The 20,609-nt window shown below is 70.1% G+C and carries 22 protein-coding genes; 18 read left to right on the top strand and 4 right to left on the bottom strand.

Translation table 11 applies throughout. The annotated features are described in order from the left end of the window. The first annotated feature begins 79 nt into the window (after window positions 1-79). The 6 genes from ACIBVL_RS11890 to ACIBVL_RS11865 all read left to right on the top strand — a co-directional run bounded on the left by ACIBVL_RS11890 (window position 80) and on the right by ACIBVL_RS11865 (window position 8,545). Window positions 80-1,303, top strand: coding sequence for a glycosyltransferase (locus ACIBVL_RS11890; protein ID WP_399095895.1), 1,224 nt, complete (start codon window positions 80-82; stop codon window positions 1,301-1,303). Continuing rightward, on the top strand, window positions 1,300-3,108 hold the full coding sequence (locus ACIBVL_RS11885; RefSeq protein ID WP_399095892.1) for a right-handed parallel beta-helix repeat-containing protein: 1,809 nt from the start codon (window positions 1,300-1,302) through the stop codon (window positions 3,106-3,108). Before ACIBVL_RS11890 ends, ACIBVL_RS11885 begins: the two co-directional genes overlap by 4 nt. 273 nt (window positions 3,109-3,381) lie before the next feature. After that, window positions 3,382-5,370, top strand: coding sequence for a right-handed parallel beta-helix repeat-containing protein (locus tag ACIBVL_RS11880; RefSeq protein WP_399095888.1), 1,989 nt, complete (start codon window positions 3,382-3,384; stop codon window positions 5,368-5,370). A gap of 88 nt (window positions 5,371-5,458) precedes the next feature. Next, window positions 5,459-6,295: a polysaccharide lyase gene (locus tag ACIBVL_RS11875; protein ID WP_399095885.1), complete on the top strand. Its 837-nt coding sequence runs from the start codon at window positions 5,459-5,461 to the stop codon at window positions 6,293-6,295. Between the two features lie 115 nt (window positions 6,296-6,410). Then, window positions 6,411-7,175, top strand: a complete 765-nt coding sequence (locus ACIBVL_RS11870; protein ID WP_399095881.1) for an NDP-sugar synthase — start codon at window positions 6,411-6,413, stop codon at window positions 7,173-7,175. Window positions 7,176-7,195: 20 nt separating this feature from the next. Further along, on the top strand, window positions 7,196-8,545 hold the full coding sequence (locus tag ACIBVL_RS11865) for a phosphomannomutase/phosphoglucomutase (protein WP_399095878.1): 1,350 nt from the start codon (window positions 7,196-7,198) through the stop codon (window positions 8,543-8,545). A 111-nt stretch (window positions 8,546-8,656) separates the two neighbouring features. Here ACIBVL_RS11865 and ACIBVL_RS11860 read toward each other — a convergent pair whose 3' ends face one another. The 3 genes from ACIBVL_RS11860 to ACIBVL_RS11850 form a co-directional block, all read right to left on the bottom strand. Next, window positions 8,657-9,142, bottom strand: coding sequence for an Asp23/Gls24 family envelope stress response protein (locus ACIBVL_RS11860; protein WP_399095875.1), 486 nt, complete (start codon window positions 9,140-9,142; stop codon window positions 8,657-8,659). Between the two features lie 109 nt (window positions 9,143-9,251). After that, window positions 9,252-10,295 carry a fatty acid desaturase family protein gene (locus tag ACIBVL_RS11855; protein WP_399095872.1) on the bottom strand — a complete coding sequence of 348 codons (1,044 nt, stop codon included), beginning with the start codon at window positions 10,293-10,295 and terminating at the stop codon, window positions 9,252-9,254. Window positions 10,296-10,579: 284 nt separating this feature from the next. Next, entirely contained in the window at window positions 10,580-11,317 is a 738-nt protein-coding gene (locus tag ACIBVL_RS11850; RefSeq protein ID WP_399095868.1) for a hypothetical protein, read from the bottom strand. A gap of 94 nt (window positions 11,318-11,411) precedes the next feature. Here ACIBVL_RS11850 and ACIBVL_RS11845 point away from each other — a divergent pair, with 94 nt between their 5' ends. From ACIBVL_RS11845 to ACIBVL_RS11820, 6 genes are read left to right on the top strand one after another with little or no spacing between them, the layout of a single operon-like run. Further along, entirely contained in the window at window positions 11,412-11,843 is a 432-nt protein-coding gene (locus tag ACIBVL_RS11845; RefSeq protein ID WP_399095865.1) for an Asp23/Gls24 family envelope stress response protein, read from the top strand. A 38-nt stretch (window positions 11,844-11,881) separates the two neighbouring features. Beyond that, window positions 11,882-12,109: a hypothetical protein gene (locus tag ACIBVL_RS11840; RefSeq protein WP_399095862.1), complete on the top strand. Its 228-nt coding sequence runs from the start codon at window positions 11,882-11,884 to the stop codon at window positions 12,107-12,109. Further along, on the top strand, window positions 12,106-12,552 hold the full coding sequence (locus tag ACIBVL_RS11835; protein WP_399095859.1) for an Asp23/Gls24 family envelope stress response protein: 447 nt from the start codon (window positions 12,106-12,108) through the stop codon (window positions 12,550-12,552). Before ACIBVL_RS11840 ends, ACIBVL_RS11835 begins: the two co-directional genes overlap by 4 nt. Then, complete coding sequence (locus tag ACIBVL_RS11830; protein ID WP_399095856.1) at window positions 12,549-13,238, top strand: DUF6286 domain-containing protein; 690 nt, start codon at window positions 12,549-12,551, stop codon at window positions 13,236-13,238. Before ACIBVL_RS11835 ends, ACIBVL_RS11830 begins: the two co-directional genes overlap by 4 nt. 10 nt (window positions 13,239-13,248) lie before the next feature. After that, on the top strand, window positions 13,249-13,842 hold the full coding sequence (gene amaP, locus ACIBVL_RS11825; RefSeq protein ID WP_399095853.1) for an alkaline shock response membrane anchor protein AmaP: 594 nt from the start codon (window positions 13,249-13,251) through the stop codon (window positions 13,840-13,842). A gap of 12 nt (window positions 13,843-13,854) precedes the next feature. Next, window positions 13,855-14,025 (top strand): hypothetical protein, encoded by a 171-nt coding sequence (locus tag ACIBVL_RS11820; protein ID WP_399095850.1) that lies wholly within the window; start codon window positions 13,855-13,857, stop codon window positions 14,023-14,025. 349 nt (window positions 14,026-14,374) lie between these two features. On the opposite strand, the gene ACIBVL_RS11815 is transcribed toward ACIBVL_RS11820, so the two are convergent. Then, window positions 14,375-14,614, bottom strand: coding sequence for a hypothetical protein (locus ACIBVL_RS11815; RefSeq protein ID WP_399095847.1), 240 nt, complete (start codon window positions 14,612-14,614; stop codon window positions 14,375-14,377). A 427-nt stretch (window positions 14,615-15,041) separates the two neighbouring features. On the opposite strand from ACIBVL_RS11815, the gene ACIBVL_RS11810 reads away from it, so the two are divergent. The 6 genes from ACIBVL_RS11810 to ACIBVL_RS11785 all read left to right on the top strand — a co-directional run bounded on the left by ACIBVL_RS11810 (window position 15,042) and on the right by ACIBVL_RS11785 (window position 20,603). Continuing rightward, a complete protein-coding gene (locus ACIBVL_RS11810) occupies window positions 15,042-15,608 on the top strand; it encodes a DUF5994 family protein (protein ID WP_399095844.1) in 567 nt (188 codons plus the stop codon). A 210-nt stretch (window positions 15,609-15,818) separates the two neighbouring features. Continuing rightward, a complete protein-coding gene (locus tag ACIBVL_RS11805; protein ID WP_399095841.1) occupies window positions 15,819-16,187 on the top strand; it encodes an STAS domain-containing protein in 369 nt (122 codons plus the stop codon). After that, window positions 16,184-16,873 carry a hypothetical protein gene (locus tag ACIBVL_RS11800; RefSeq protein WP_399095838.1) on the top strand — a complete coding sequence of 230 codons (690 nt, stop codon included), beginning with the start codon at window positions 16,184-16,186 and terminating at the stop codon, window positions 16,871-16,873. Before ACIBVL_RS11805 ends, ACIBVL_RS11800 begins: the two co-directional genes overlap by 4 nt. Window positions 16,874-17,312: 439 nt before the next feature. Continuing rightward, the gene (locus tag ACIBVL_RS11795) at window positions 17,313-18,617 is read left to right on the top strand and encodes an ice-binding family protein (RefSeq protein WP_399097192.1); all 1,305 of its coding nucleotides are present in this window, start codon (window positions 17,313-17,315) and stop codon (window positions 18,615-18,617) included. A 218-nt stretch (window positions 18,618-18,835) separates the two neighbouring features. Continuing rightward, window positions 18,836-19,468, top strand: coding sequence for a DUF5819 family protein (locus ACIBVL_RS11790; RefSeq protein WP_399095835.1), 633 nt, complete (start codon window positions 18,836-18,838; stop codon window positions 19,466-19,468). Next, complete coding sequence (locus tag ACIBVL_RS11785; protein WP_399095832.1) at window positions 19,458-20,603, top strand: HTTM domain-containing protein; 1,146 nt, start codon at window positions 19,458-19,460, stop codon at window positions 20,601-20,603. The genes ACIBVL_RS11790 and ACIBVL_RS11785 overlap by 11 nt, the downstream gene beginning before the upstream one ends. Window positions 20,604-20,609 lie beyond the last annotated feature (6 nt).

The raw sequence follows: 20,609 nt of genomic DNA, 5'->3' as shown, positions 1-20,609 counted from the left end.
TTTCCTCCGCCGCCGCGCCGCATGGCCGGCGCGGCGGCGGAGGCTGTCGAACACCTGCGGATTCAACGAGAACAGGCCTATGAGCGGACTATTCGACACCACCTTGCTGGACTTCCGGTATTACCTCGTCTACCTGCCGCTGGGCATTCTCGGGCTGGTCCGCTGGGCCTGCTGGCTCGTGCGGCGAGCGCCCGCGGCCCTCTACCGGTCCGTGACGAACGACCACTCCCTTCCGCTGAGCATCGTCGTGCCGGTGTACCAGGAAGACCCGGAGATCTTCGCCCACGCGATCGAGTCGTGGCTGGCGAACGAGGTGGACGAGGTCGTCCTGGTCATCGACGTCACCGACCAGGCCTGTCAGGAGATCGCCGCGCGCTATCCGGTGACCGTCGTCATCACCGACGTGCCGGGCAAGCGCGACGCCCTGCGCAAGGGGTGGGAGGTCTGCTCCACCGACCTGGTGGCGCTGGTCGACTCGGACACCATCTGGGCGGACGACGTCGCCCGGGAGGTCTGCAAGCCCTTCGCCGACCCCAGGATCGGCGGGGTCGGGACCCGGCAGAACGTCTACAACCCCAAGGGCTTCCTGCAACGGGTCAACGACATGTTCCTGGACTACCGGTACTTCGACGAGAACGCGGCGCAGACCGTCATGGGCCGCGCGGTCTCATGCCTGTCCGGGCGCACCGCCGTCTACCGGCGCGCACTGCTGCTGGAGATATCCGACGACTTCATGGCGGAGACGTTCTGGGGCGTCCCCTGCATGTCGGGCGACGACAAGCGGCTGACCACTCTGATCCTGGAGCGCGGCCACCTCACCTACATGCAGCGCTCAGCCCGTGTCTGGTCGACCTTCCCCGGCACACTGCGGATCTTCCTCAAGCAGCGGCTGCGCTGGGCCCGCAACACCTGGCGCTCCGACCTGCGGGCGCTGTCGCACCGCTGGGTCTGGAGGCATCCCTTCCTCGCCTTCACCATGATGGACAAGGGGGTCAGCAGCTTCACCCTGCTGTTCTCGCCGTTCTTCATGACCTGGGCGATCATCCGGCAGGACTGGTTCTTCGTCGCCTGCCTGGCCGGGTGGTGGTGGGTGAGCCGGTCGATGAAGATCCTTCCGCACCTCGTGCGCAAGCCCTCGTCGTTCTTCCTGGTGCCCGGCTTCGTCCTGATCTCGTTCATGATGGCGGTCGTCAAGCTCTGCGCGCTGGCCACCATCCGCAAGCAGCGCTGGCTGACGAGGCAGGTGTCCGTGGAGAACGGCGTCGTCGTCAGGACCGCGCAGCCCGCGGAGGCCGCGGCATGAGGCATCTCTCCCGCGTCGCACGCGCCGCCCTCGCCGCGGCCGCCCTGCTGGCCGCCGTCGCGCCCGCCGCCCACGCCGCCGGTGCCGGCGGGGGCGACCCGGACGTCGCCGCCTGGCAGCGCAGCGGACGCCCGGACCGGCTGGCAGTGGTCAGGCCCGGCACCGTCACCCTGGTCAGTCACGGGTCCGTGGTGAAACGGCTTTACCCGCCGTACGGACCGCTCCCGCTCAGCTGGCTGGCCGCCAACGCAGGCCGTGAGTGGGTCCGTTACGTGCCGGCGAAGGCGGGTGCGGCCAAGACCGTGCGGATCGACACGGCCGTGCTGCTCGCTCCCGGCACCACCCTGCAGATGGGCCGCCGCACGCCCACCGTGCTGATGACCGCCGGGAAGACCGCCGCGTCCGGCACCTGGATCAGCGGCAGCCGGGCCACCCTCGACATCGACGACGTCACCCTGGCGTCCGCGACCGCGGACGGGACCGACCCCGCCCCCGCGGACATGGCCGGCCGCCCGTACCTCGCCATGGGCGCGGGGGGCCACATGACCATCAGCGGCACCGAAGTGATCGGCTTCGGCCGGGGGGCCGGTGCCCCGGCCCGGGAGTCCGGGGTCACCTGGGGCAAGGGCGCCACCGGATCGGCCACCGGCTCGACGTTCCAGGGCGGCCGTACCGGCCTGCGACTGACCGGATCGACCGGAGTGGCTCTCGACAAGGTCACCGTCAAGGAGTCCGTCCGGGACGGCGTCGTACTGAAGGGCGACCGGGGCACCACCGTAGAGGGGCTGACCGTCGAGGGCAGCGGCGGCAACGGGGTGACCGTCGGCGGCACCGACCGCCGCACTCTGTCCGGCGTCACCACCGGCGACAACCACGGCACCGGTCTCAAGGCCACCGCCCAGCGCGGCCTGACCCTCACGGCAACCGCCTCGCACCATGACGCCGGCGGCGGGGTCCGGCTGATCTCCTGCGTCTCCTGCACCGTCGACAAAGCCGTGGTGGACGGCGCGCCCTCGGCGATCAGCGTCTCCGGCCCGGGCGCACGGGTGACCGTGCGCGATGCCCGGCTCACCGGCGGCGGGGACGGCGCCGGGGTCGCGCTCGGCGCGGACATCGCCGGTGCCACCGTCACCGGCGGCACGATCAGCGGCTTCGACCGGGGCATCGCGGTCGCCGGTCCCGACGTCCGGGTGGACGGGACCGCCGTCACCGGCGCCGGCACCGGCGTCAAGGTCTACGGGCGCGCCCACGACGTCGCGTTGAACTCCGTGGTGGTCCGCGGCGGCCGGGCGGGAGTCACCGCCTCGGCCACCACCAGGGACGTCGTCCTCTCCGACGTCCGGATCAGCGGCACCTCCCGCAAGGGCCTGGCCTCCGCGTCCGAGGGCCTGGTCGTCACCGGCGGGTCGGTCTCCGGCACCGTCACGGCCGTCGACCTCGGCGCCTCCGCCCGGCTCGAGAAGCTGACCGTCAGTGACTCCCGCCGGGGTGTGCACCTGGCCGCCGACGTGCACGCACGCGGCCAGGACCTGGACATCCTCGCCGAGCGCAAGGGAATCCAGGCGGACGCGGGCGCGTGGATCAGCATCACGGACTCGCGGGTGAGGGCCCCCACCGCCCTCTCCGGGAACGGCACGATCAAACGGCTCGGGGACACGGAGGTGACCCTGCCGCCGTTCCCGTGGCTCGGGTTCGCGGCGCTGGTCGCACTCACCCTCGCCGTTCTGCTCCAGACCATCCACCAGGTCCGCCACCGCAGGACACCGCGGCCCCGGGTGGCGGCCCACGTGCGGAACACCGCATGACCCGCGAGCAGGCCCACCCGGGAGCCGGGAGGCACCGGTTACCGGGGGACGTGTCCGGCTCCGCACCGCCCGAGGAACCGGTCTGGCCGTCGGCGTACGGACCCCCGAACGCCGGCGGCCCGCCCTCGGCGGACCACCGCACCACCCCGCCGGATACGGCGCGCACCACCGGACGGCCCGAGGACTCTCCCGAACGAGCCCCGCCCGTCCTCACCGCAAACAGCACCCCCGCAGCTCAGAGCCGAACGGCGGGGGACATGTCAGGAGCCTCGCATGAACGACCAGCCACTCAGACCCGGCGCGACCGCCCCGACCGGCCGGCACCGCGCGGGTCGCTCCGCCCGACGCCTTGCCGTCTCCCTCAGCGTTCTCGGACTGCTGACCAGCCCCGTCCTGCTGTTCGGAGAGCCGGCCCAGGCCGCCTCGTGCTCCGGCCAGGTCCGCTACGCAGGCAGCACCAACACCATCTACCTGACCTCGGGCACCGCGAGCCTGTCCGACATCGACGCCCTCTGCCCGTCCGCGCCCCTGGTGGAGACGGACCCCGGCTCCCACACCTGGGAACTCAGCGCGGACCTGGTCGTCCAGAACGGCGCCACCCTCGAACTGCACGGCACATCGGTCGGCGGCGACGTCGACACCCTGCGGCTGCGCAGTCTGTCCGACAACGTCGCCACCCATGTCAGCGCCATCACCGCGCAGTACGGCGACCTCGACATCGACACCGTCCACATCACCTCGTGGGACGATGCCACCGGCGCCCCGGACACCGACCCGTACCTGCCCGCGAACGCCGCGTCCGGTTCACGGGCGCGCTCCTTCATCCGGGCGATCTCCTACCTGGACGCCGACGGCACGCCGCGTGAGTCGCGGATGGACATCAAGGACAGCGACCTCGGCTACCTCGGCTCCCACGCCGCCGAGAGCTACGGCGTGTCCTACAAGGGCCGCGGCTGCGACTCCGCCCACCTCGACGTGTGCGCGGCGCTGAACGTCTACGGCTCGCAGACCAACAGCCGGTTCCACCACAACTTCATGGGCACGTACACGTTCAACGCGTACGCCATGACCTTCACCGGCAACGAGTACGACCACAACGTCATGTACGGGCTCGACCCGCACGACGACTCCGACTACCTCACGATCACGCACAACCACGCGCACGACAACGGCGACCACGGGATCATCTGCTCGCAGCGCTGCGACCACCTGGAGATCGCGTACAACGAGGTCGACCACAACGGCATCCCGCCGTACGTCCCGGACGGCGACGACGACGCGTCGGACAACCAGGTCCACGGCATCATGATCCACCGCGGGGTCACCGACACCGTCATCGAGAACAACTACGTCCACGACCAGCCCAACGGCGCCGGCATCGCGGTCTTCGACAGCAGCGGCGACACCATCCGCAACAACACCGTCACCGGCGCGGAGTACGGGCTGCGCTACAGCGTCGGCTCGAGGGACATCACCACGACCGGCAACACGGTGACGAACAGCAGTCAGTACGCGGTCTTCACCTACCAGGGCTCGGACATCCCGGCCTACACCAACAGCACCGGCAGGCCGAGCAGCCTCCTCTTCACCGGCAACACCTTCGACACCACCTCCAGCAACGCGGTGAAGCTGAACCAGAGCGACGGGACGGTCTTCACCGGCAACACCTTCAGCGGCACGTTCGCCTCCGGTGTGCTCACGCAGTGGAGCACGGGGACCCTGTTCTCCGGCAACACCGTTCCCACGTCGCTGACGTACTCGGTGAAGGGCGACTCGACCACACCGGGCAGCATCGTCTTCAAGGACGTCAAGCAGTCCACGAAGGCGGCGGTGGACTCGGTCAGCTCGGCGAAGTTCACCGGCTCCGCCGGCACCGTCTACAAGGCGAGCGGCTACCCGGCCGTCACCACCACGCTCGGCTCCTCGGGGACCGGCAGCACGGCGACGCTGACCGCGGCGACCGTCGGCACCTCGCCGGTGACCGTCACCCCGCAGTCGGTCGCGGTGGTCCCCGCCGGCGGCACCGCCACGGGCCGGGTGCCCACCGGCGCCGGAGCGTACGAGGTCCTGGTCGCGCCAGGCACCGCCGGCACCGACCTCGCCTTCACCGCCACGGGGCTGACAGCCGGCGCGAAATACGCGCTGACAGCGGGCGGCATCCCACTCGCCACCGGCACCGCCTCCGCCGACGGCACCCTCACCCTGCACACGGTGCCGGGCACGACACAGGAGGTGGACTACCGGGTCGTCAGCGCGAGTTAGCGGCCACCAGATCGACACTTCGACCCACCGGGAGACGGGAGCGGCGGCAGTGCGCAGACGGCACTTCATCACGGCATCGGGAGCCACCATGATCGGTACGGGACTCGCCGCCTGCTCCTCGGACCCGGGGGGCGGCACCTCCGGCGCCCCGAGCCACTCCGCCGGCCCGGCCACCCCGCTGAGCGCGGACCCGGCAGCCCTGGCCCGGTTCTTCGGCCCCCCTCTCACGGCACGGTCGGGCGGCTCGTTCGGCCTCTCCCGCGCCGAGCTGCTGCCGGGCGGCCACCCCGTGCTGGGCCCGCTGCTGCGGGTGCGCTACCCGGCACACTCCGCCAGCCCGACCGTGGCGCGACAGTACGGCCGGCCCCAGGGCGGCGCGCAGCTCTACCTCGAACTGCGCGGCGGCTCCGTCGACTCCCTCCACCTCCGGTACTACGTGCGGTTCCCGGACGACTTCGACTTCGTCAAGGGCGGCAAACTGCCCGGCCTGTACGGCGGGACGGTGACGAGCGGCCGTCACATCCCCGACGGCGAGGACGGGCTGTCCACCCGCTACATGTGGCGGGCGCACGGCGCCGCCGAGGTCTACGCCTATCTGCCGACGTCGGTCGCCCACGGCACCTCGCTCGGCCGTGGCTCCTGGAACTGGCCGCTCGGCCGCTGGGTTTGCGTCGAACAGGCCGTACGCCTCAACCGGCCGGGCCGCTTCGACGGAAACGTGACCGTCCACGTCGACGGCCGACAGGTGATGAGCCGGGACGGACTGGAATTCCGTACCGCCGACCGGCTCGGCATCGACGGAGTGCTCTTCTCGACCTTCTTCGGCGGCAGCGACCCGAGTTGGGCCACGCCGCGCGCGCAGTACGCCGACTTCGCGGCATTCGCCGTGTCCGACCGTCCGATCGACCCGCTTCGAGGCCTCTGACCCTTCGCCCTGCCCCTTCGTCCTGACCCTTCGTCCTGACCCTTCGCCCTGAACCTTCGTTCTGACCTTCGTTCCGAACCTTCGTTCTGAACCTTCGTCCTGGGAGGGACCCACCATGACCATCACGCATGACACGGCTCTCGCCATCACCGGCTGGGGCGGCTCCCACGTCCGGCAGGCCGTCATCCTCGCCGGAGGGCAGGCCAGCAGGCTGCGCCCCCACACCGACCACGTCCCCAAGGCCCTGGTGGAGGTGGCCGGACGGCCCATCTTCGAGCACCAGGCGCACTGGCTGGCGGCCGAGGGCATCGAGGAGGTGGTCATCTCCTGCGGCTACAAGGCCGACGTGCTGCGCGCGTACGTGGCCGCGAACCGGCTACCGCTGCACGTACGGGTCGTCGTCGAGGACGAGCCGCTCGGCCGCGGCGGCGGCCTGAAGTTCGCCGCCGCCCACCTCCCGTTCCCCACCGAGCGGTGGGCGGGTCTCAACGGCGACATCCTGACCCGCTTCTCGCTGCGCGACCTGGCGCGGGCACACGTCGAGCGGGACGCGCTCGCCACGCTGGCGGTGACGCCGTTGAAGTCGCCCTACGGGATCGTGGAGATGACCCACTCCGACCGGGTGACCAGCTTCACGGAGGCTCCCGTACTGCCGCACTGGATCAACGCGGGGGTGTACCTGTTCGAACCGGAGGTCACCGCGCTCCTGCCGGACCTGGGCGACCACGAGGACACCACCTTCCCCGAGCTGGCGCGGGAGGGCCGGCTGTCGGCGTACCGGATCAACGGGTACTGGCGCGGCGTGGACAACGCCAAGGACCTCAAGACGGCGACGAAGGAGATCACGGCGTTCGGCTGGGTCCAGTCAGTCACCGCCTGACCACGATGAAGGAGGTTTCCGTGCCCGACTACTCCCGTCTCGTCAAGGCCTACGACATCCGTGGCGAGGTTCCCGAACAGCTGAACGCCGACCTCGCCCGCAAGGTTGGCGCCCTCTTCGTCCGGCTCACCGGGGCGCCGCGGATCGTCGTCGCCCGCGACATGCGCGACAGCAGCCCGGAGCTGGCCGCGGCGTTCGCCGCCGGTGCGAACGCGGCGGGGTCGGACGTCGTCGACGCCGGGCTCGGCTCCACCGACTACCTGTACTACGCCTCCGGAAGCCTCGACCTGCCGGGGGCGATGATCACCGCCAGCCACAACCCGGCCAAGGACAACGGCGTCAAGCTGTGCCGCGCCGGAGCGGCGCCCATCGGCGAGAGCTCCGGGCTGGGGCGGATACGGGCCTGGCTGGAGGCCGACGACATCCCGCTGCCGACGGCCCGCCCCGGCACCACCACCTCCATGAATCTGCTCGGCGACTACGCCGCTCACCTGAACGCCCTTGTCCCCCTCAAGGGCAACCGCCGCCTGACCGCGGTCGTGGACGCCGGCAACGGCATGGCCGGCCACACCGTCCCGGCCGTCCTCGACGGGCTGCCCGTCGACGTCGACCCCCTGTACTTCGAACTCGACGGCAGCTTCCCCCATCACGAGGCCAATCCCCTGGACCCGAAGAACCTCGTCGACCTCCAGGCGCGGGTCCGCGCCGTCGGCGCCGACATCGGCCTCGCCTTCGACGGGGACGCCGACCGGTGCTTCTTCGTCGACGAGCGCGGCGAGGCGGTCTCCCCCTCGGCCGTCGTCGGCCTGGTCGCCGCGCGCGAGCTGGCCCGTCACCCCGGGTCGGCCGTCGTGCACAACGTGATCACCTCCGCGGCCGCCGTCGAGATCGTCCGAGAGCATGGCGGTACGCCGGTCCGCTCCCGGGTCGGCCACTCGTTCATGAAGGCCGCGATGGCCGAACACGACGCGGTGTTCGGCGGCGAGCACTCCGGCCACTACTACTTCCGGGACTTCTGGCGTGCCGACACCGGGATGCTCACCGCCCTCCACGTCCTGGCCGCCCTCGGCGAGCAGGACCGCCCGCTGTCCGAACTCGCCGCCGGCTACTCCCGCTATGCGGCCTCCGGTGAGATCAACTCCGTCGTGGAGGACGTGACGGGCACCCTCGGCCGGGTCGAGGCCGCCTGCCAAGGGGAAGGGGTCACCACCGACCGGCTGGACGGCCTGACCGTCGACCTGGGCGACGGCCGCTGGTTCAACCTGCGCCCGTCCAACACCGAGCCGCTCCTGCGACTGAACGTCGAGGCGCCCACGCAGAGCGCCGTCGACGCCCTGCGCGACCGGGTGCTCGGCCTCGTGCGGGGCTGACCGGCAGCGGGGCCCGGATCCAGGTGGCCTGCACCCGCGCGCCGGGAACTCCGCCCCCGGCGCGCGGGTGCGCCTGCCCGAACGACGAGCCCCCGGGCCCTGATGCCCGGTTCACCTCACGCGGCCCTCACCCGTTTCGGACTCCTCTGCCTCGTCGGGAAGGTGGACGTCGTCGACGGCGATGTTGACCTCGACGACCTCCAGGCCCGTCATGCGCTCCACCGCGCCGATGACGTTGGCGCGGGCGTCACCGCTGACCTCGACGATGGAGACGCCGTACTCGACGACGATGTTCAGGTCGACGGCGGCCTGCCGCTCCCCGACCTCGACCTTCACGCCGCGTGTCACGCCGCCGCCTCCGCCGCCGGGGACCCGTTCCCGCATGGCGCCGAAGGCCCGGGCCATGCCCCCGCCGAGATTGTGGATGCCCGGCACCTCACGGGCGGCCATGCCCGCGATCTTGGCGACCACACCGTCCGCGATGGAGGTCTTCCCCCGGGTCTCCGCCGGAGCCCCGGCCCCGGTACGGCCCTTCAGTGTGCTCACGCCCGCATCGGGTCGGCCCGCCGAGCCGACGCTGGTGGTGTTGTCCGTCATGGCGATCGCCTCGGCCCCTGTCCGATGTGCTGTGCGGACCCCGAGTACCCGCTCCTCCCGAGGCGCGAAACGGGACTGATGTGATCGAAAGGACCGGTTGTCCGCCGTCCTAGGCGGGGACGCGGGCGTGCCTGAGTGGTGCTCCGGCCCGGTGGAGGCTGGTGAGGGCCTGTCGGTAGGAGGTGATCAGCCCGGTCTCCACGTACTCCAGACCCAGTTCCTCGCAGTGGCGCCGGACGATGGTCCGGGCCTTGCGCAGGTTGGGGCTGGGCATGCTGGGGAACAGGTGATGCTCGATCTGATGGTTCAGCCCGCCCAGTGCGATGTCGGTGAACCGGCCGCCGCGCACGTTGCGTGAGGTGAGCACTTGGCGGCGGAGGAAGTCCGGGCGGTCCTCGCCCCTCAGGATGGGCATGCCCTTGTGGTTGGGCGCGAAGAGGGATCCGAGGTAGACGCCGAACAGGCACTGGTGGACGGTGAGGAAGGCGATCGCCATGCCGGGGGGCAGCAGCCAGAGCAGGACGGTCACGTAGACGACGAAGTGCGCGAACAGCAGGGTGCCGTCGAGCGTTCGGTGCTTGAGTGAGCGATTGGCCAGGGCCTTCACGCTCGACACGTGCAGGTTGAAGCCCTCCAGTGTGAGGAGGGGGAAGAACAGGAACGCCTGCCAGCGGCCGATCAGGCGGGGGAGCCCTTTGGCGGCCCGGGCCTGGTCCTGGGACCAGACCAGCAGATCGGGGTCGAGGTCGGGGTCGAGTTCCTCATGGTTGGGGTTGGCGTGATGGCGGGTGTGCTTGTCCTGCCACCACCCGTAGCCCATGCCGATGCCGGTACCCGCGATCCTTCCGGACGTTTCGCTGGCCCGGCGCCGGCGGAACACCTGGCGGTGGGCCGCGTCATGGGCGAGCAGGGCGACCTGGCCGAAGACGACGGCCAGGAAGGCGGCGACCGCCAGGGTCCACCAGCTGTCGCCGATCAGGGCGAGTGCGGCCCACCCGCCGGCGTAGAGCCCGGCCACCACTGTGATCCGCAGTGCGTAATAGCCGGGACGGCGCTCCAGCAGGCCGGCATCAGCGATCTTTCTCGACAACCGGGCGAAGTCACTGCCGGGCGTCTGCGAGGGCGGAGGGCGGACCGTGGTGTTACTCGTCATGACGTTGAGACTCTCTCCGAAGGAGGCCGATGGCTCGGCGCCGCCTCGGGAGTCGCTGAGACCGGGCCGTGGGTGGGGATGCGTTTCCACCAGTGCGGGATGCGCATCGTGCGACCGCGGAGCAAGGACGACGTCTGCTTCGTCTCCAGCGGCGGCGCAGGCCCTTTGTCTGTATGCGGGTTCCCTGCCGAGGACGTCGCACACCTGACGGGACGGGGCTTCTGGAGCGGTCCACGCGCTTTCGTGGCAGCACCGGGCCCGGACGGTGAAGACGTCCCGGCTGATCAGGCCGCGGTTTCGGTGATGAGGACAGCGGCGGTGACCGGGCCCGTGGTGTCAGTGGTGGCTGCGGCGGTCACGGCGTCCCGGACGGCGCGGGCGACTTCCACTGGATGGTGTCCGGGCGCGACCGCGAGGTGGACCTCGATGCGCCGGCCGGGTGGATCGTCATGGTCCTCCACCTTCACCGGGCGGCTTCCCAGCACGGCCGTGAGACGCGCGACGCCCGGAACAGCCGTCGCGACAACCGCCAACTCCCCGGCGGACCCCCGCATGGATCCTGTTCCGGTCACCGGGGGCGAGCTTCGCGCGGCAGCGGTTTCCGGCACGGGCCTCACGCCTGTCTCCGGGCCCTCATCGAGATCCGTGACGCGCAGGTCAGCTGTCACGACGGCCAGTCCGAGCCGTTCAGCGGCCGCGTCGAGCAGTGCGCTCCTCAACTGTTGGGCGGTCTCCGGCAGCAGCTGCCCGAGGGGTGCTGTGAAGGCCGCTTCGATCCTGAGCGGGCCGGGCGGCAGGGCGCTGACCGGCGGACGGACGACCGGCTCGGACACGGGTTCGAGCGGCGCCGGCCCGATGCGCAGAGACTCCAGCAGGACACCGGGAATCTCGGCGGCCGCGCGCCCGAGGGTCCCGACGGCCGCTTGCTCGGTGATCCATGTCCCGTCCTCGGGTCCGCCGAGCGGGAGCAGCCGGCCCGGATCGAGCTGGTGCCGTACTGCCTGCGTCCACGCCTCGGTCACTGGCCTCTCGCTCTCCTCTGCGGGCAAAACCACTAAAACGAATATAATCTGATCAAAAGGTGCAAGGTGGTCTCTTTGAGGGAGGAATGCCCTGATGACTGAGAACACCGGGGTAAAACTCGGCGGTGGGCCCGGTTCCCGCGGCCGGACGACCATCGCCGATGTGGTGGTGGAGAAGATCGCCGGAATGGCGGCACGGGACGTGCTCGGCGTCCATGCCCTGGGCAGTGGATTCGCGCGCTCGATGGGTTCCATGCGGGAGCGGATGCCTGGTGCCGGTAGTGGCAAGTCGGTCACACGCGGGGTCAGTGTCGAGGTGGGAGAGCTGCAGGCGGCCATCGATCTGGAGATCGTCGTCGACTACGGCGCCTCGATCACGGACGTGGCCGGTGCGGTGCGGGAGAGCGTGATCTCCGCGGTGGAGCGGATGGCGGGTCGGGACGTGGTGGAGGTCAACATCATGGTCAGCGACGTGAAGCTGCCCGAGGAGGAGGACGAAGGGGAAGAGCGGCAACGGATCCAGTAGCCGGGGCGGAGCAGCCCGCTTGAGTGAAGGAGCGCGTGATGAGCAGGGCCGTGGTGGGCTTGATGGCCGGAATGGCGCTGGGTTTCGCCGCGTATTTCGGTGACTTCTGGGCCTTCCTGCTGGTACTGGGCCTGGGCGTCGTCGGCCTCGTGGTCGGGCGGTTGACGGAAGGTGATCTCGAACCGGGCGACTTCGTCCGCCGCCGAGACCGGGAGGGGCCGATGAGCGGTGACCGGCGACGGGCCCGGGGAGACTGGTGGCGGTGACCGGTGAAGCCGATCGGCGTCCGGGCATCCCCCGCCGGGAGCGCGGCGCGACCACCGTCGCCGACCGGGTCGTCGCGAGGATCGCTTCCCAGGTGGCGCGCGAGGCGCTGAGCCGGTTCACCGAGTCGGCCGGCCACGTACCGCCTCGCCGCCGGACGCCGCACGTGACCACATCCGTGCAGCGGGCACCGGAGCGGAATGCGGCAGGACGAGACGGCGAGCCCGCCGCCGGACGGCAGGCGGCGCTCGGCGAGGCCCGGCTGCGCATCACCGTCGAACTCGGCTATCCGTCCGACATCGGGGCGCAGTGCGCCGCGGTGCGGCGGGAGGTCACCGAACGGCTCAGGACATGGGCCGGCATGGAGGTCTCCGGCCTCGCGGTCTCGGTGGAGAGGCTGCACTCGGTGCATACGCGGCACACGGACCAGGAGAGGGTGAGATGAGCGCGCACACCTGGCGGCAGACGACCGGTGACAGCCAACCTCCCTCCGATTCCGGACAGCCGGCTCCGTCCGCCGACGGCACCCCGGAAGCGGGCGCGGGTGCGACGGCGGCGATCGATGAATCAGGCCGGTCGGCGCGCCGTTTCTGGTCGGCGCGGCGGATTCCCGCGGCCTTGGTTGCCCTGCTGTCCGCCGCGGCCGTCGGATTGCTCCTGTACGACGTGGTCTCGGTCCGGGCAGACCGGCCTGCGATGCGCTGGCGGCGGCGGCTCGCCGAGGAACTGGCCACACGACCACTGGACGACATCTGGATGATCGTCGGGGCCGCACTGGCGATGGCCCTCGGCCTGTGGCTTTTCCTGCTGGCGGTGACGCCGGGACTGCGCAGGCTGCTGCCCATGCGGCGGCCCACCGGTATCCCCCGGACAGAGGAGGTCCGCGCCGGGCTCGACCGCCGCGCGGCAGCCCTGGTTCTGCGTGACCGGGCGATGCAGGTGCCCGGTGTCCAGTCGGCACGCGTCGATGTCGGTCGCCGGAAGGTCAAGGCCCGGGCACGGGCACATTTCCGCGATCTCGAGGAGGTCCAGGCGGACCTGGACACGACGCTGGGGGAAACCGTGACGTCCTTGCGTCTCGCCCGGCAACCCAGGTTGGCCGTGCGCGTCCGGCGTCCGAAGAAGCGCTGAGGTGATCCTGATGCTCAAGGCAGTGAACCGGGTTCTGCTGGGGCTTCTCGGCCTTGGACTGTTCGCCCTGGGTGGCGGCGTGCTGCTGGGCGGGCTGGATCTGCAGCGCCGCTGGGATTTCGGCATGCCGGACTGGTGGCCCTTCCGGGGGCCGGACGATGTGGTGCTGGGCGCCGAGGGGCGCACCCGGTGGCGGGACGAGGGCTGGTGGTGGCCGAGCGTCATCGCGGCGCTCGCCGTGCTGCTGGCCCTGCTGCTGTGGTGGCTCCTCGCACAACGCAGACACCGCCTGGACCGGGTCCTCGTCAAGACCGAAGACGGCGCGGCGGTCCGACTCGACGGCCGCACGCTGGAGGACGTCATCGAGGAAGAGGCACAAGCCCTGGACGGGGTCTCGCGGGCTCACGTCCGGCTGACGGGCAAACGTACTGCTCCGAGCGCACGGGTGCGGCTGTTGCTGGAGCCTCACGCGGATCCGGCGCGGACTCTGGGGCAACTGAGCCGGGAAACACTCGCACACGCACGAGACTCGGCCGGCCTGGACCGCCTCCCTTCGAAGGTCCGCCTCCGGGAAGCCCGCCACCGCGCCCAACGCACCGCCTGAGAGGCACCTGTCATGGTCCTCTTCCTGACCCTGCTCATCGCCGGAATCGCTCTGATCGCCATCGGCGCGGCCGTCGACGGCATGCTCTATCTGATGTCCGTCGGCGTACTGCTCCTCATCGCCGATCTGCTCTACCTGGCGGCCCGCTCCATGTGGCGCTCCCCCCGGCGCCCGGCCCGCTGAACAACCCGGGGCCTGCGCGTGCGAGGACCGCGAAACCCCTGATGCCCGAAATGCGCACCAGGCATAGCATGAAGGTGGGTCGGCACACTCTCACGTGCGACCGGCCCGGAAGGGCGACCCCGGTGTGTAGACGCCGGGGTCGTTGGAGTACGACGACGTGCCCGCCGGGGGACACCGTTGCCGCCGGCCATGGCCTCGGCCTGCCCCGGCCACCGTGTCGACGGGATAACTGCGCTGCTCGGACGAGGCGAAGCAGCGACGGAGAACCTCCGCGACCTGGCGGGCGGCCTCGGGGGACGAGGCGACGAGTCGCACGTCGACGTTCCTGGCAGAGGGCGGTTCCGGTGACTCAACGGCGTGACGCCCTCCCGGCCTGCCCGATGTTTCCCCTGGGGTCGTCGACAGTGGGCGCTGGGGAAGGCCTTGCCGGTCGTCGGTTCTTCGCCCGCAGGCGGCCGATTCCCGGCAGCGCATCGCTGTAGCGGTAGGCCGCGATCCGTGCGTCGTGCTGCGCGTTGAGCTGATGGATCAGGGCGATTCCCATGGCGATCACGGCGATGATCAGCGCCGCAGTGATGAAGGTTTCCACGTCCTCACCTCTCTCGGGCGGAGCGCACGAGGCCGGCCGGGTGGGGTGACGGCTGAATGTCTGCTGGTCGCGATCATTGACGCGAACCTGTCCCCGGGCTCGTCTTCGAGGTTCCGGTCCTGTTGCTCGCCGAGAACGGCACCAGCGTCTGATCTGGTGTGCGAAGTACTCCCGGTATTTTCGACTTTACTCCGATAGGGGTTCTTGGGGGTGGGACACATGACCAGGCGTTTTCCCCGGGCATCCGCCGCTCGGAGCCGCAGCGCGGGGCGGTATCTCCGCCGGCGCCACGGTCCGTTCGGCTCGTCCGCGGAGTACGCTGAAATCACCGAGGATATTTCGCGCACCGGCTTCCACGCTCGTGTCGTTTTCGGCGATCGAATAGGCCGGGCCGGCGAGTTGGTCGGCCCGGGGCAGGGTTCGCGTCATGACTGCGACCATTTCCTTCTCGCCGACACTCGAAGACCGGCTGTCGTCGTCCTCCTCCGCTTCTTCCTCACTCCGCCTGTCGCTGGCTCCCGTCGGCGTCACGCCGGCTCTGCTGGACGGCGCCTGGTGGCCCCGTTCGCGCGATCTGATGGCGGAACTCCCCACCCTGACAGCCGTATTGGACCCGCTGTGGGGCCGGATCACCCGGGTCACGGTCAATCCCACCCACTGGCCGGTCGTTCCGCGCAAGGTGCCCGTCGCCGGGCACGTGGTCAACGTGGGCTGGTTCCTGCCCGAGCAGGACCCGCACGAACTGCTGCTGCTCTCGTACCACATGGGCCGCTGGAACCTCCTCGTGATCCCGCCGTCGACGGACCCCGTCTCGGCCGCCTGGCTGATGGCCGCCGCGAGCGACCCCCTGGGCAGGTCGACCGCGAGCCGGTTGATGGAGCGGGCAGCGAGCCTGCGGACGGTGACGGAGACCGACCGGGCCGTGGAGGCGGTCTGGGACTCCGAAGGCGGACATGAGGCCCGAGATGCCGCCGCACCCGCCGAAGTGGCGTGAGTCGGTCAACGCGGCGGTAGTCCGGACAACTGGCTCTCGAGGTCGGCTGCTTGTCGCACAGCGAGCGCTCCGGTGCCGGAGGCCCCGTCCAGGAACCGGGTCCAGGAACCGAGTTCAGGAACTCGGCTCGCAGGGACGGAAGTTCATCCCGCTCTGTCACCGCGCCCGCACACCCGCGCCTTCACCCCGATGCGTCCGAACCGAGGAGCCATGACCCTTCCACAGCTGAATGTCTACCGCCACGATCGCGGCACCCGCGCTCTGATCACCCTCGCGGGAGAGATCGACCTGGTCACGGCACCGCTGGTGAGCGAAGCGCTGGCCGAGTGTCTGCGCGACGGCAGCCGCCGTGTCGATGTCGACCTCACGGCGGTCACCTTCTGCGACGCCAGCGGACTCAACGCCTTCCTCAGGGCATCCCGGTTCGCCACGGATGCCGGCCGGACCTTGAGACTGCACCACCCGTCGCGGAGCATGACCCGCATCATCGAGATCACCGGCTCCGGATTCCTGCTCCACTCGTTCCCCGTCGGCGCGCGCTCGCGTCGGATTCCCGTTGCCGCGGGCGGTGCGGCGTGACGGCCGCGCCCGAGGGGGAGCAGCCGCCGCACGGTGACGGAAGCACACCGTCCGCCTCGGACGCGTTACGCCTGCGCCGACTGAACCGCTGGCAGGCCGAGACCCTCAGGGAGGACCTGGCCGATCTCTACGTGGAGTCCTCCCGCGCGCAGCCCGGCGAGAGGTACCGGGGCCGGGAGGCGTTTCTGCGACGGCTGACCGGCGCCGTCCGGCGCCCCGGCTTCGCCCTCCTGATCGCGGAGAGCACCGCTTTCGCCGGGTGCGTCTACGGATTCCCGGTACCGCGCGAGGGGACGTGGTGGCGGGGGTTCGACGGGCCCCTTCCGCGGAGCGTCGAACAGCTCACGGCGTCCGGTCACGTCTTCGCGATCACCGAGACCCTGGTTCACCCTCACACGGACGACCGGGGCATCGCCCGCCGTCTCCAGCAACGCCTGCTCGCCGACCATCACGCCTCACTCGGGGCGACGTTGGTGGATCAGGCAGACCCGGCGGTCTGCGACGCCTTCCTGTCGTGGGGCTGGCAGGACATCGGTCTGGTCCGTCGGCCGTCGGACCAGCAGGTTCTCCGGCCGTCGGACCCCGTGGTGCTACGGGCCCTGGTCCTTCCGCCCGGGCTCGGGCCGGGTCCGGCCGCCCACCGGGACGGGCTCGCTCACGAGAACCGCACCCAACGGCCCGGCTGAATCCGACGCTGATCACGTCCGTCGAGCGAGCCGCTGCCTCCGTCACGACGCCTGCAGAGGCTTTTTTCTCCGCAGCCCCGGCACCGCGCTGCCCGACGTGGCCTGCGCGCTGGAGTACGCCGCGCCGTTGCGCGACGAGGCCGGCGCATCGTACCCGTAGCTTTATGTGATATTCCGATTCCGGCCTGACTGTTTCTGTCGAAAGTCACCCATATGGATCGCGCATTTATGTTCACTGCGGTTCCTCGCCAGTTAATGTGAATCAAACCTCTTTCCCTGGATCGTCGGGCAGGCCATTTAAGCCCGTGGCGCATGTCAGTGGGAAAGGGCCACGGCTCACGCAACTCGACAAGGGCAGAATAAACATTCACCGCACTTCCCTAGAGGAGTAGGCCCCTCGATGACACAGAACATCTCTGGTGCGCATCAATGGCGCGCAATGCCCGCCTGGATCACGGCGGTCATCACGGTGTTGACCGCTGCTGCCGCAGTGGTAATGGTGCCGGCACAGGCAAATGCCATTACGACACCCATTCCCCTTGGCGCTGCCACCAGCTTCGCGGTGCTGGGCGGCGGGGCGGTCACCAATACCGGGTCTTCCCTGATCAGTGGAGACGTCGGGGTGTCACCGGGGACTTCGGTCACTGGATTTTGTGCCCCAGTACCGCCACCGGCGATCCCCGCCTCCCCGCCGTGTGCCAACGTGATCAACGGGACCGTCCACGTGGCGGACGGGCCGGCCAACTCCGCCCATGCCGCACTGCAGAACGCGTACACCGTCGCCGAAGCCCGGGGCCCCGTCGACGCCACCCTCGGCTCGGAGCTCAGCGGCGCAGGCGGCCCGACGGGCCTCGGTCCGGGCTTGTACACCTTCGTCCCTGGCGTGGTCACGAACTCGGGTGTTCTCACGCTGAACGGCGGCCCTGACGCCGTCTGGGTGTTCAAGGTCCCCTCCGGACTGACGCTGGCATCCGGCAGCCGAATGCAATTCACAGGCGGCGCCACGGCATGCAATGTCTTCTGGCAGATCGGAAGTTCCGCCAGTTTCGGCAGCGACTCCTTCTCGGTGGGCACCTTCATGGCCAACACCTCGATCACCATGGAGAACAGGGCGACGGTCGAGGGTCGGGTGCTGGCCGGTGCCCGGGACGAGTCCGGGATCGTGTCGATGATCAACAACACGATCACCCGGCCGGTTTGCGGGACCGCCACCACTGGTGGAACGTCGACGGGAACCACCGGCACGACCGGAACCACCGGCACGACGGGAGCCCCGGGAACCACCGGATCGACCACCAGTGGCGGCCTCGTCACGGGTGGACTCCTGGGCGGAATCCTCGTCGGGACCGGCGGAACCCAGGGCAACGTCGCCGGCAACACGTCCGGCAACACCGCGGGCAACACCGCCGGGAACACCGGCAACACCGTGGGCAACACCGCCGGGAACGGCGCCGGCGGGCACGACCACGCGCCGGGTGACGCGGACCACGGCGTCAAGCCCGGAAAGCGCGACCACGGCGGCAAGCTGGACCTCGAGCACTACATGCACCCCGGTCGGCACGAGCACGGCCAGCGCGAGCACGGCAAGTACGAGCACGGCCAGCGCGAGCACGGCAAGTACGACCACGGGCAGCGCGAGCACGGCAAGTACGACCACGCCAAGCAGCCCGAGGAGAACTACGGCTACGACGAGGCGCCCAAGGGCTACGAGGGCGACGACCACGCCAAGGGCTACGAGGGCTAGGCAGCGCACCGCGGTCAGCCCGCACACCGGATGACGGCGCGCGGCGGAATTCTCATCGAATCCGCCGCGCGCCGTCGGTGGAAGTCAGCGGGAAAGCCGGGCACGAGCAGCCGATAGAGAAAGACAGGTAGGCGGTGTCGAGCGGAATCGACTCAGCGGACGTGGAGGAAATCCAGCAGTCCTACTCCGGTCCGGCCACGCAGGAATGTCCTGAGGCCATGGCCGCGCCCCCCGGGTTGCCGAGAAGTGCCCGCGCACTGAAAGCCGGGCTGAGCACCGCCGTGGTCCTGTGCCTGGCGGCGAGTGTCGTCCACGTGATCCTGGTGTTCCTCCACGTGGCACCGGCCAACACCGTCTCCAAGCGATACAGCCCGCTGGTCAACGCATGGGTGTACCCCTTCTTCGAACAGAATTGGCGGCTCTTCGCCCCCGACCCCGAATCCGTCAACCGGCAGATTCTGGCGAGAACCGCACACACCGGCACGGACGGATCGGTCCAGGTGACTCCCTGGTTCGACCTGACCACCGTGGACAGTTCCGCCGTCGAACATCATCCGTTCCCGAGCCACACGGCACAGAACATGTTGCGCCGTGCCTGGGCCGGCTACGTCGACTCGCACGGAGGAGACGACAAGGCGCGCACGGAACGCGCCCTGATGATGCAGAAGTACCTGATCAACATCGCCGCGGACCGCGCCGCCGCCCACACCGGCGGCACCTTCGACTTCATTCAGCTCCGCGTCGTCACACTGCCCATCGCCGCGCCCGGCCCCGCCGTCGGCAATCGCCCGCCGACGCCGCTCGAGACCCGGCTCCTGCCCTGGTGGAAGGTGACCCGCCATGGAAACTGAGGCTCAGCGGACCGCGTCCGCCGACGCCGGCCGGTGGCTCGCCGACCGGATCACCGCCGTGTGGGACCTCCTGACCGGCCGCCCGGTGTCCCTGTACGCGGCGTCGGTGCTGCGCATCGGGTACGGACTGCTCTACCTGGTCTTTCTGCTGCGCGAGTTCCCGCACCGTGACGAGATCTGGGGCCCCGGCTCTGCGTGGACGCCCGCCCTGGCACACCAGCTCTTCGAGCAGACGGGCTGGTTCAGCATCCTGGCCCTGTCCGACAGCCCCGCCTACTTCGAGCTCTGCTACACGCTGGCCCTCGTCATCTCCGCACTGTTCATGCTGGGCTGGCGGACCCGCGTCCTGTCCGTCCTCTTCGCCGTCGTGGTGACCTCGTTCCACGGCCGGTCGATCTTCATGACGGACGGGGGCGACAACCTGATCCTGCTGATGTCCATCTACCTCGCCCTCACTGCCTGCGGCCGGCGCTGGTCCCTGGACGCGCGCAGAGACCGGCTGAAGACGGTTCGTGCGGGCAACGCGCCGGAGCGGACGGCGAGCCTCTTCACCCACCAACTCCGCGATGCCCGCACCACCTTGGTCACGGTGGTGCACAACTGCGGAATGTTCGTCATCGCGGCGCAGGTCTGTTTTCTCTACGGGTCCGCAGGCCTGTACAAGGTCCAGGGAGCTTCCTGGGGCGGCGGTACCGCGCTCCACTACGTCCTGAACCTCGAACTCTTCCAGCCCTGGCCCGTGCTCTCCCACTTCCTGGACGAGCACACGCTCGTGGTCGCCATCGCCGGCTACATGACCGTGCTCTTGCAGGTGGCCTTCCCGTTCGTGCTCTTCGGCAGGCTCAAGTACCCCGTTCTCACCATGCTGCTGGGCATACATCTCGGCATCGCGGTGCTCCTGGGGCTGCCCCTCTTCTCCGGCGCGATGATCGTCGCGGACGCCGTGTTCCTTCCCGACCGCTTCTACACTTTCCTGCCCCACCTCCGGCGACGCGCGGTGCGGCGGACGGACGGGCGGCGTCCGGCACCCGGACGAGCGGCAGGGTCCGGGGACGTACCCGTGAGTTCCGGTCGGCCCATCGTGCCCGGACAGGCATCACGCGACGCCAGTGCGACCTCCACCAAGGGACCTTGACCTCGC

The organism is Streptomyces sp. NPDC049687 (genome assembly GCF_044465285.1).
In the GTDB taxonomy this organism is placed as follows: domain Bacteria; phylum Actinomycetota; class Actinomycetes; order Streptomycetales; family Streptomycetaceae; genus Streptomyces.
The sequence above is the reverse complement of the archived record's forward strand: the minus strand, read 5'-3'. Positions and strand labels throughout refer to the sequence as shown.

Excerpts from the sequence above, each read along its gene's own strand:
- ACIBVL_RS11890 (WP_399095895.1), top strand. The coding sequence starts at position 80 with ATGAGCGGACTATTCGACACCACCTTGCTGGACTTCCGGTATTACCTC.
- ACIBVL_RS11885 (WP_399095892.1), top strand. The coding sequence starts at position 1,300 with ATGAGGCATCTCTCCCGCGTCGCACGCGCCGCCCTCGCCGCGGCCGCC.
- ACIBVL_RS11880 (WP_399095888.1), top strand. The coding sequence starts at position 3,382 with ATGAACGACCAGCCACTCAGACCCGGCGCGACCGCCCCGACCGGCCGG.
- ACIBVL_RS11875 (WP_399095885.1), top strand. The coding sequence starts at position 5,459 with ATGATCGGTACGGGACTCGCCGCCTGCTCCTCGGACCCGGGGGGCGGC.
- ACIBVL_RS11870 (WP_399095881.1), top strand. The coding sequence starts at position 6,411 with ATGACCATCACGCATGACACGGCTCTCGCCATCACCGGCTGGGGCGGC.
- ACIBVL_RS11860 (WP_399095875.1), bottom strand. The coding sequence starts at position 9,142 with ATGACGGACAACACCACCAGCGTCGGCTCGGCGGGCCGACCCGATGCG.
- ACIBVL_RS11855 (WP_399095872.1), bottom strand. The coding sequence starts at position 10,295 with ATGACGAGTAACACCACGGTCCGCCCTCCGCCCTCGCAGACGCCCGGC.
- ACIBVL_RS11845 (WP_399095865.1), top strand. The coding sequence starts at position 11,412 with ATGACTGAGAACACCGGGGTAAAACTCGGCGGTGGGCCCGGTTCCCGC.
- ACIBVL_RS11840 (WP_399095862.1), top strand. The coding sequence starts at position 11,882 with ATGAGCAGGGCCGTGGTGGGCTTGATGGCCGGAATGGCGCTGGGTTTC.
- ACIBVL_RS11830 (WP_399095856.1), top strand. The coding sequence starts at position 12,549 with ATGAGCGCGCACACCTGGCGGCAGACGACCGGTGACAGCCAACCTCCC.
- amaP (WP_399095853.1), top strand. The coding sequence starts at position 13,249 with ATGCTCAAGGCAGTGAACCGGGTTCTGCTGGGGCTTCTCGGCCTTGGA.
- ACIBVL_RS11820 (WP_399095850.1), top strand. The coding sequence starts at position 13,855 with ATGGTCCTCTTCCTGACCCTGCTCATCGCCGGAATCGCTCTGATCGCC.
- ACIBVL_RS11810 (WP_399095844.1), top strand. The coding sequence starts at position 15,042 with ATGACTGCGACCATTTCCTTCTCGCCGACACTCGAAGACCGGCTGTCG.
- ACIBVL_RS11805 (WP_399095841.1), top strand. The coding sequence starts at position 15,819 with ATGACCCTTCCACAGCTGAATGTCTACCGCCACGATCGCGGCACCCGC.
- ACIBVL_RS11795 (WP_399097192.1), top strand. The coding sequence starts at position 17,313 with ATGCCCGCCTGGATCACGGCGGTCATCACGGTGTTGACCGCTGCTGCC.
- ACIBVL_RS11790 (WP_399095835.1), top strand. The coding sequence starts at position 18,836 with ATGGCCGCGCCCCCCGGGTTGCCGAGAAGTGCCCGCGCACTGAAAGCC.
- ACIBVL_RS11785 (WP_399095832.1), top strand. The coding sequence starts at position 19,458 with ATGGAAACTGAGGCTCAGCGGACCGCGTCCGCCGACGCCGGCCGGTGG.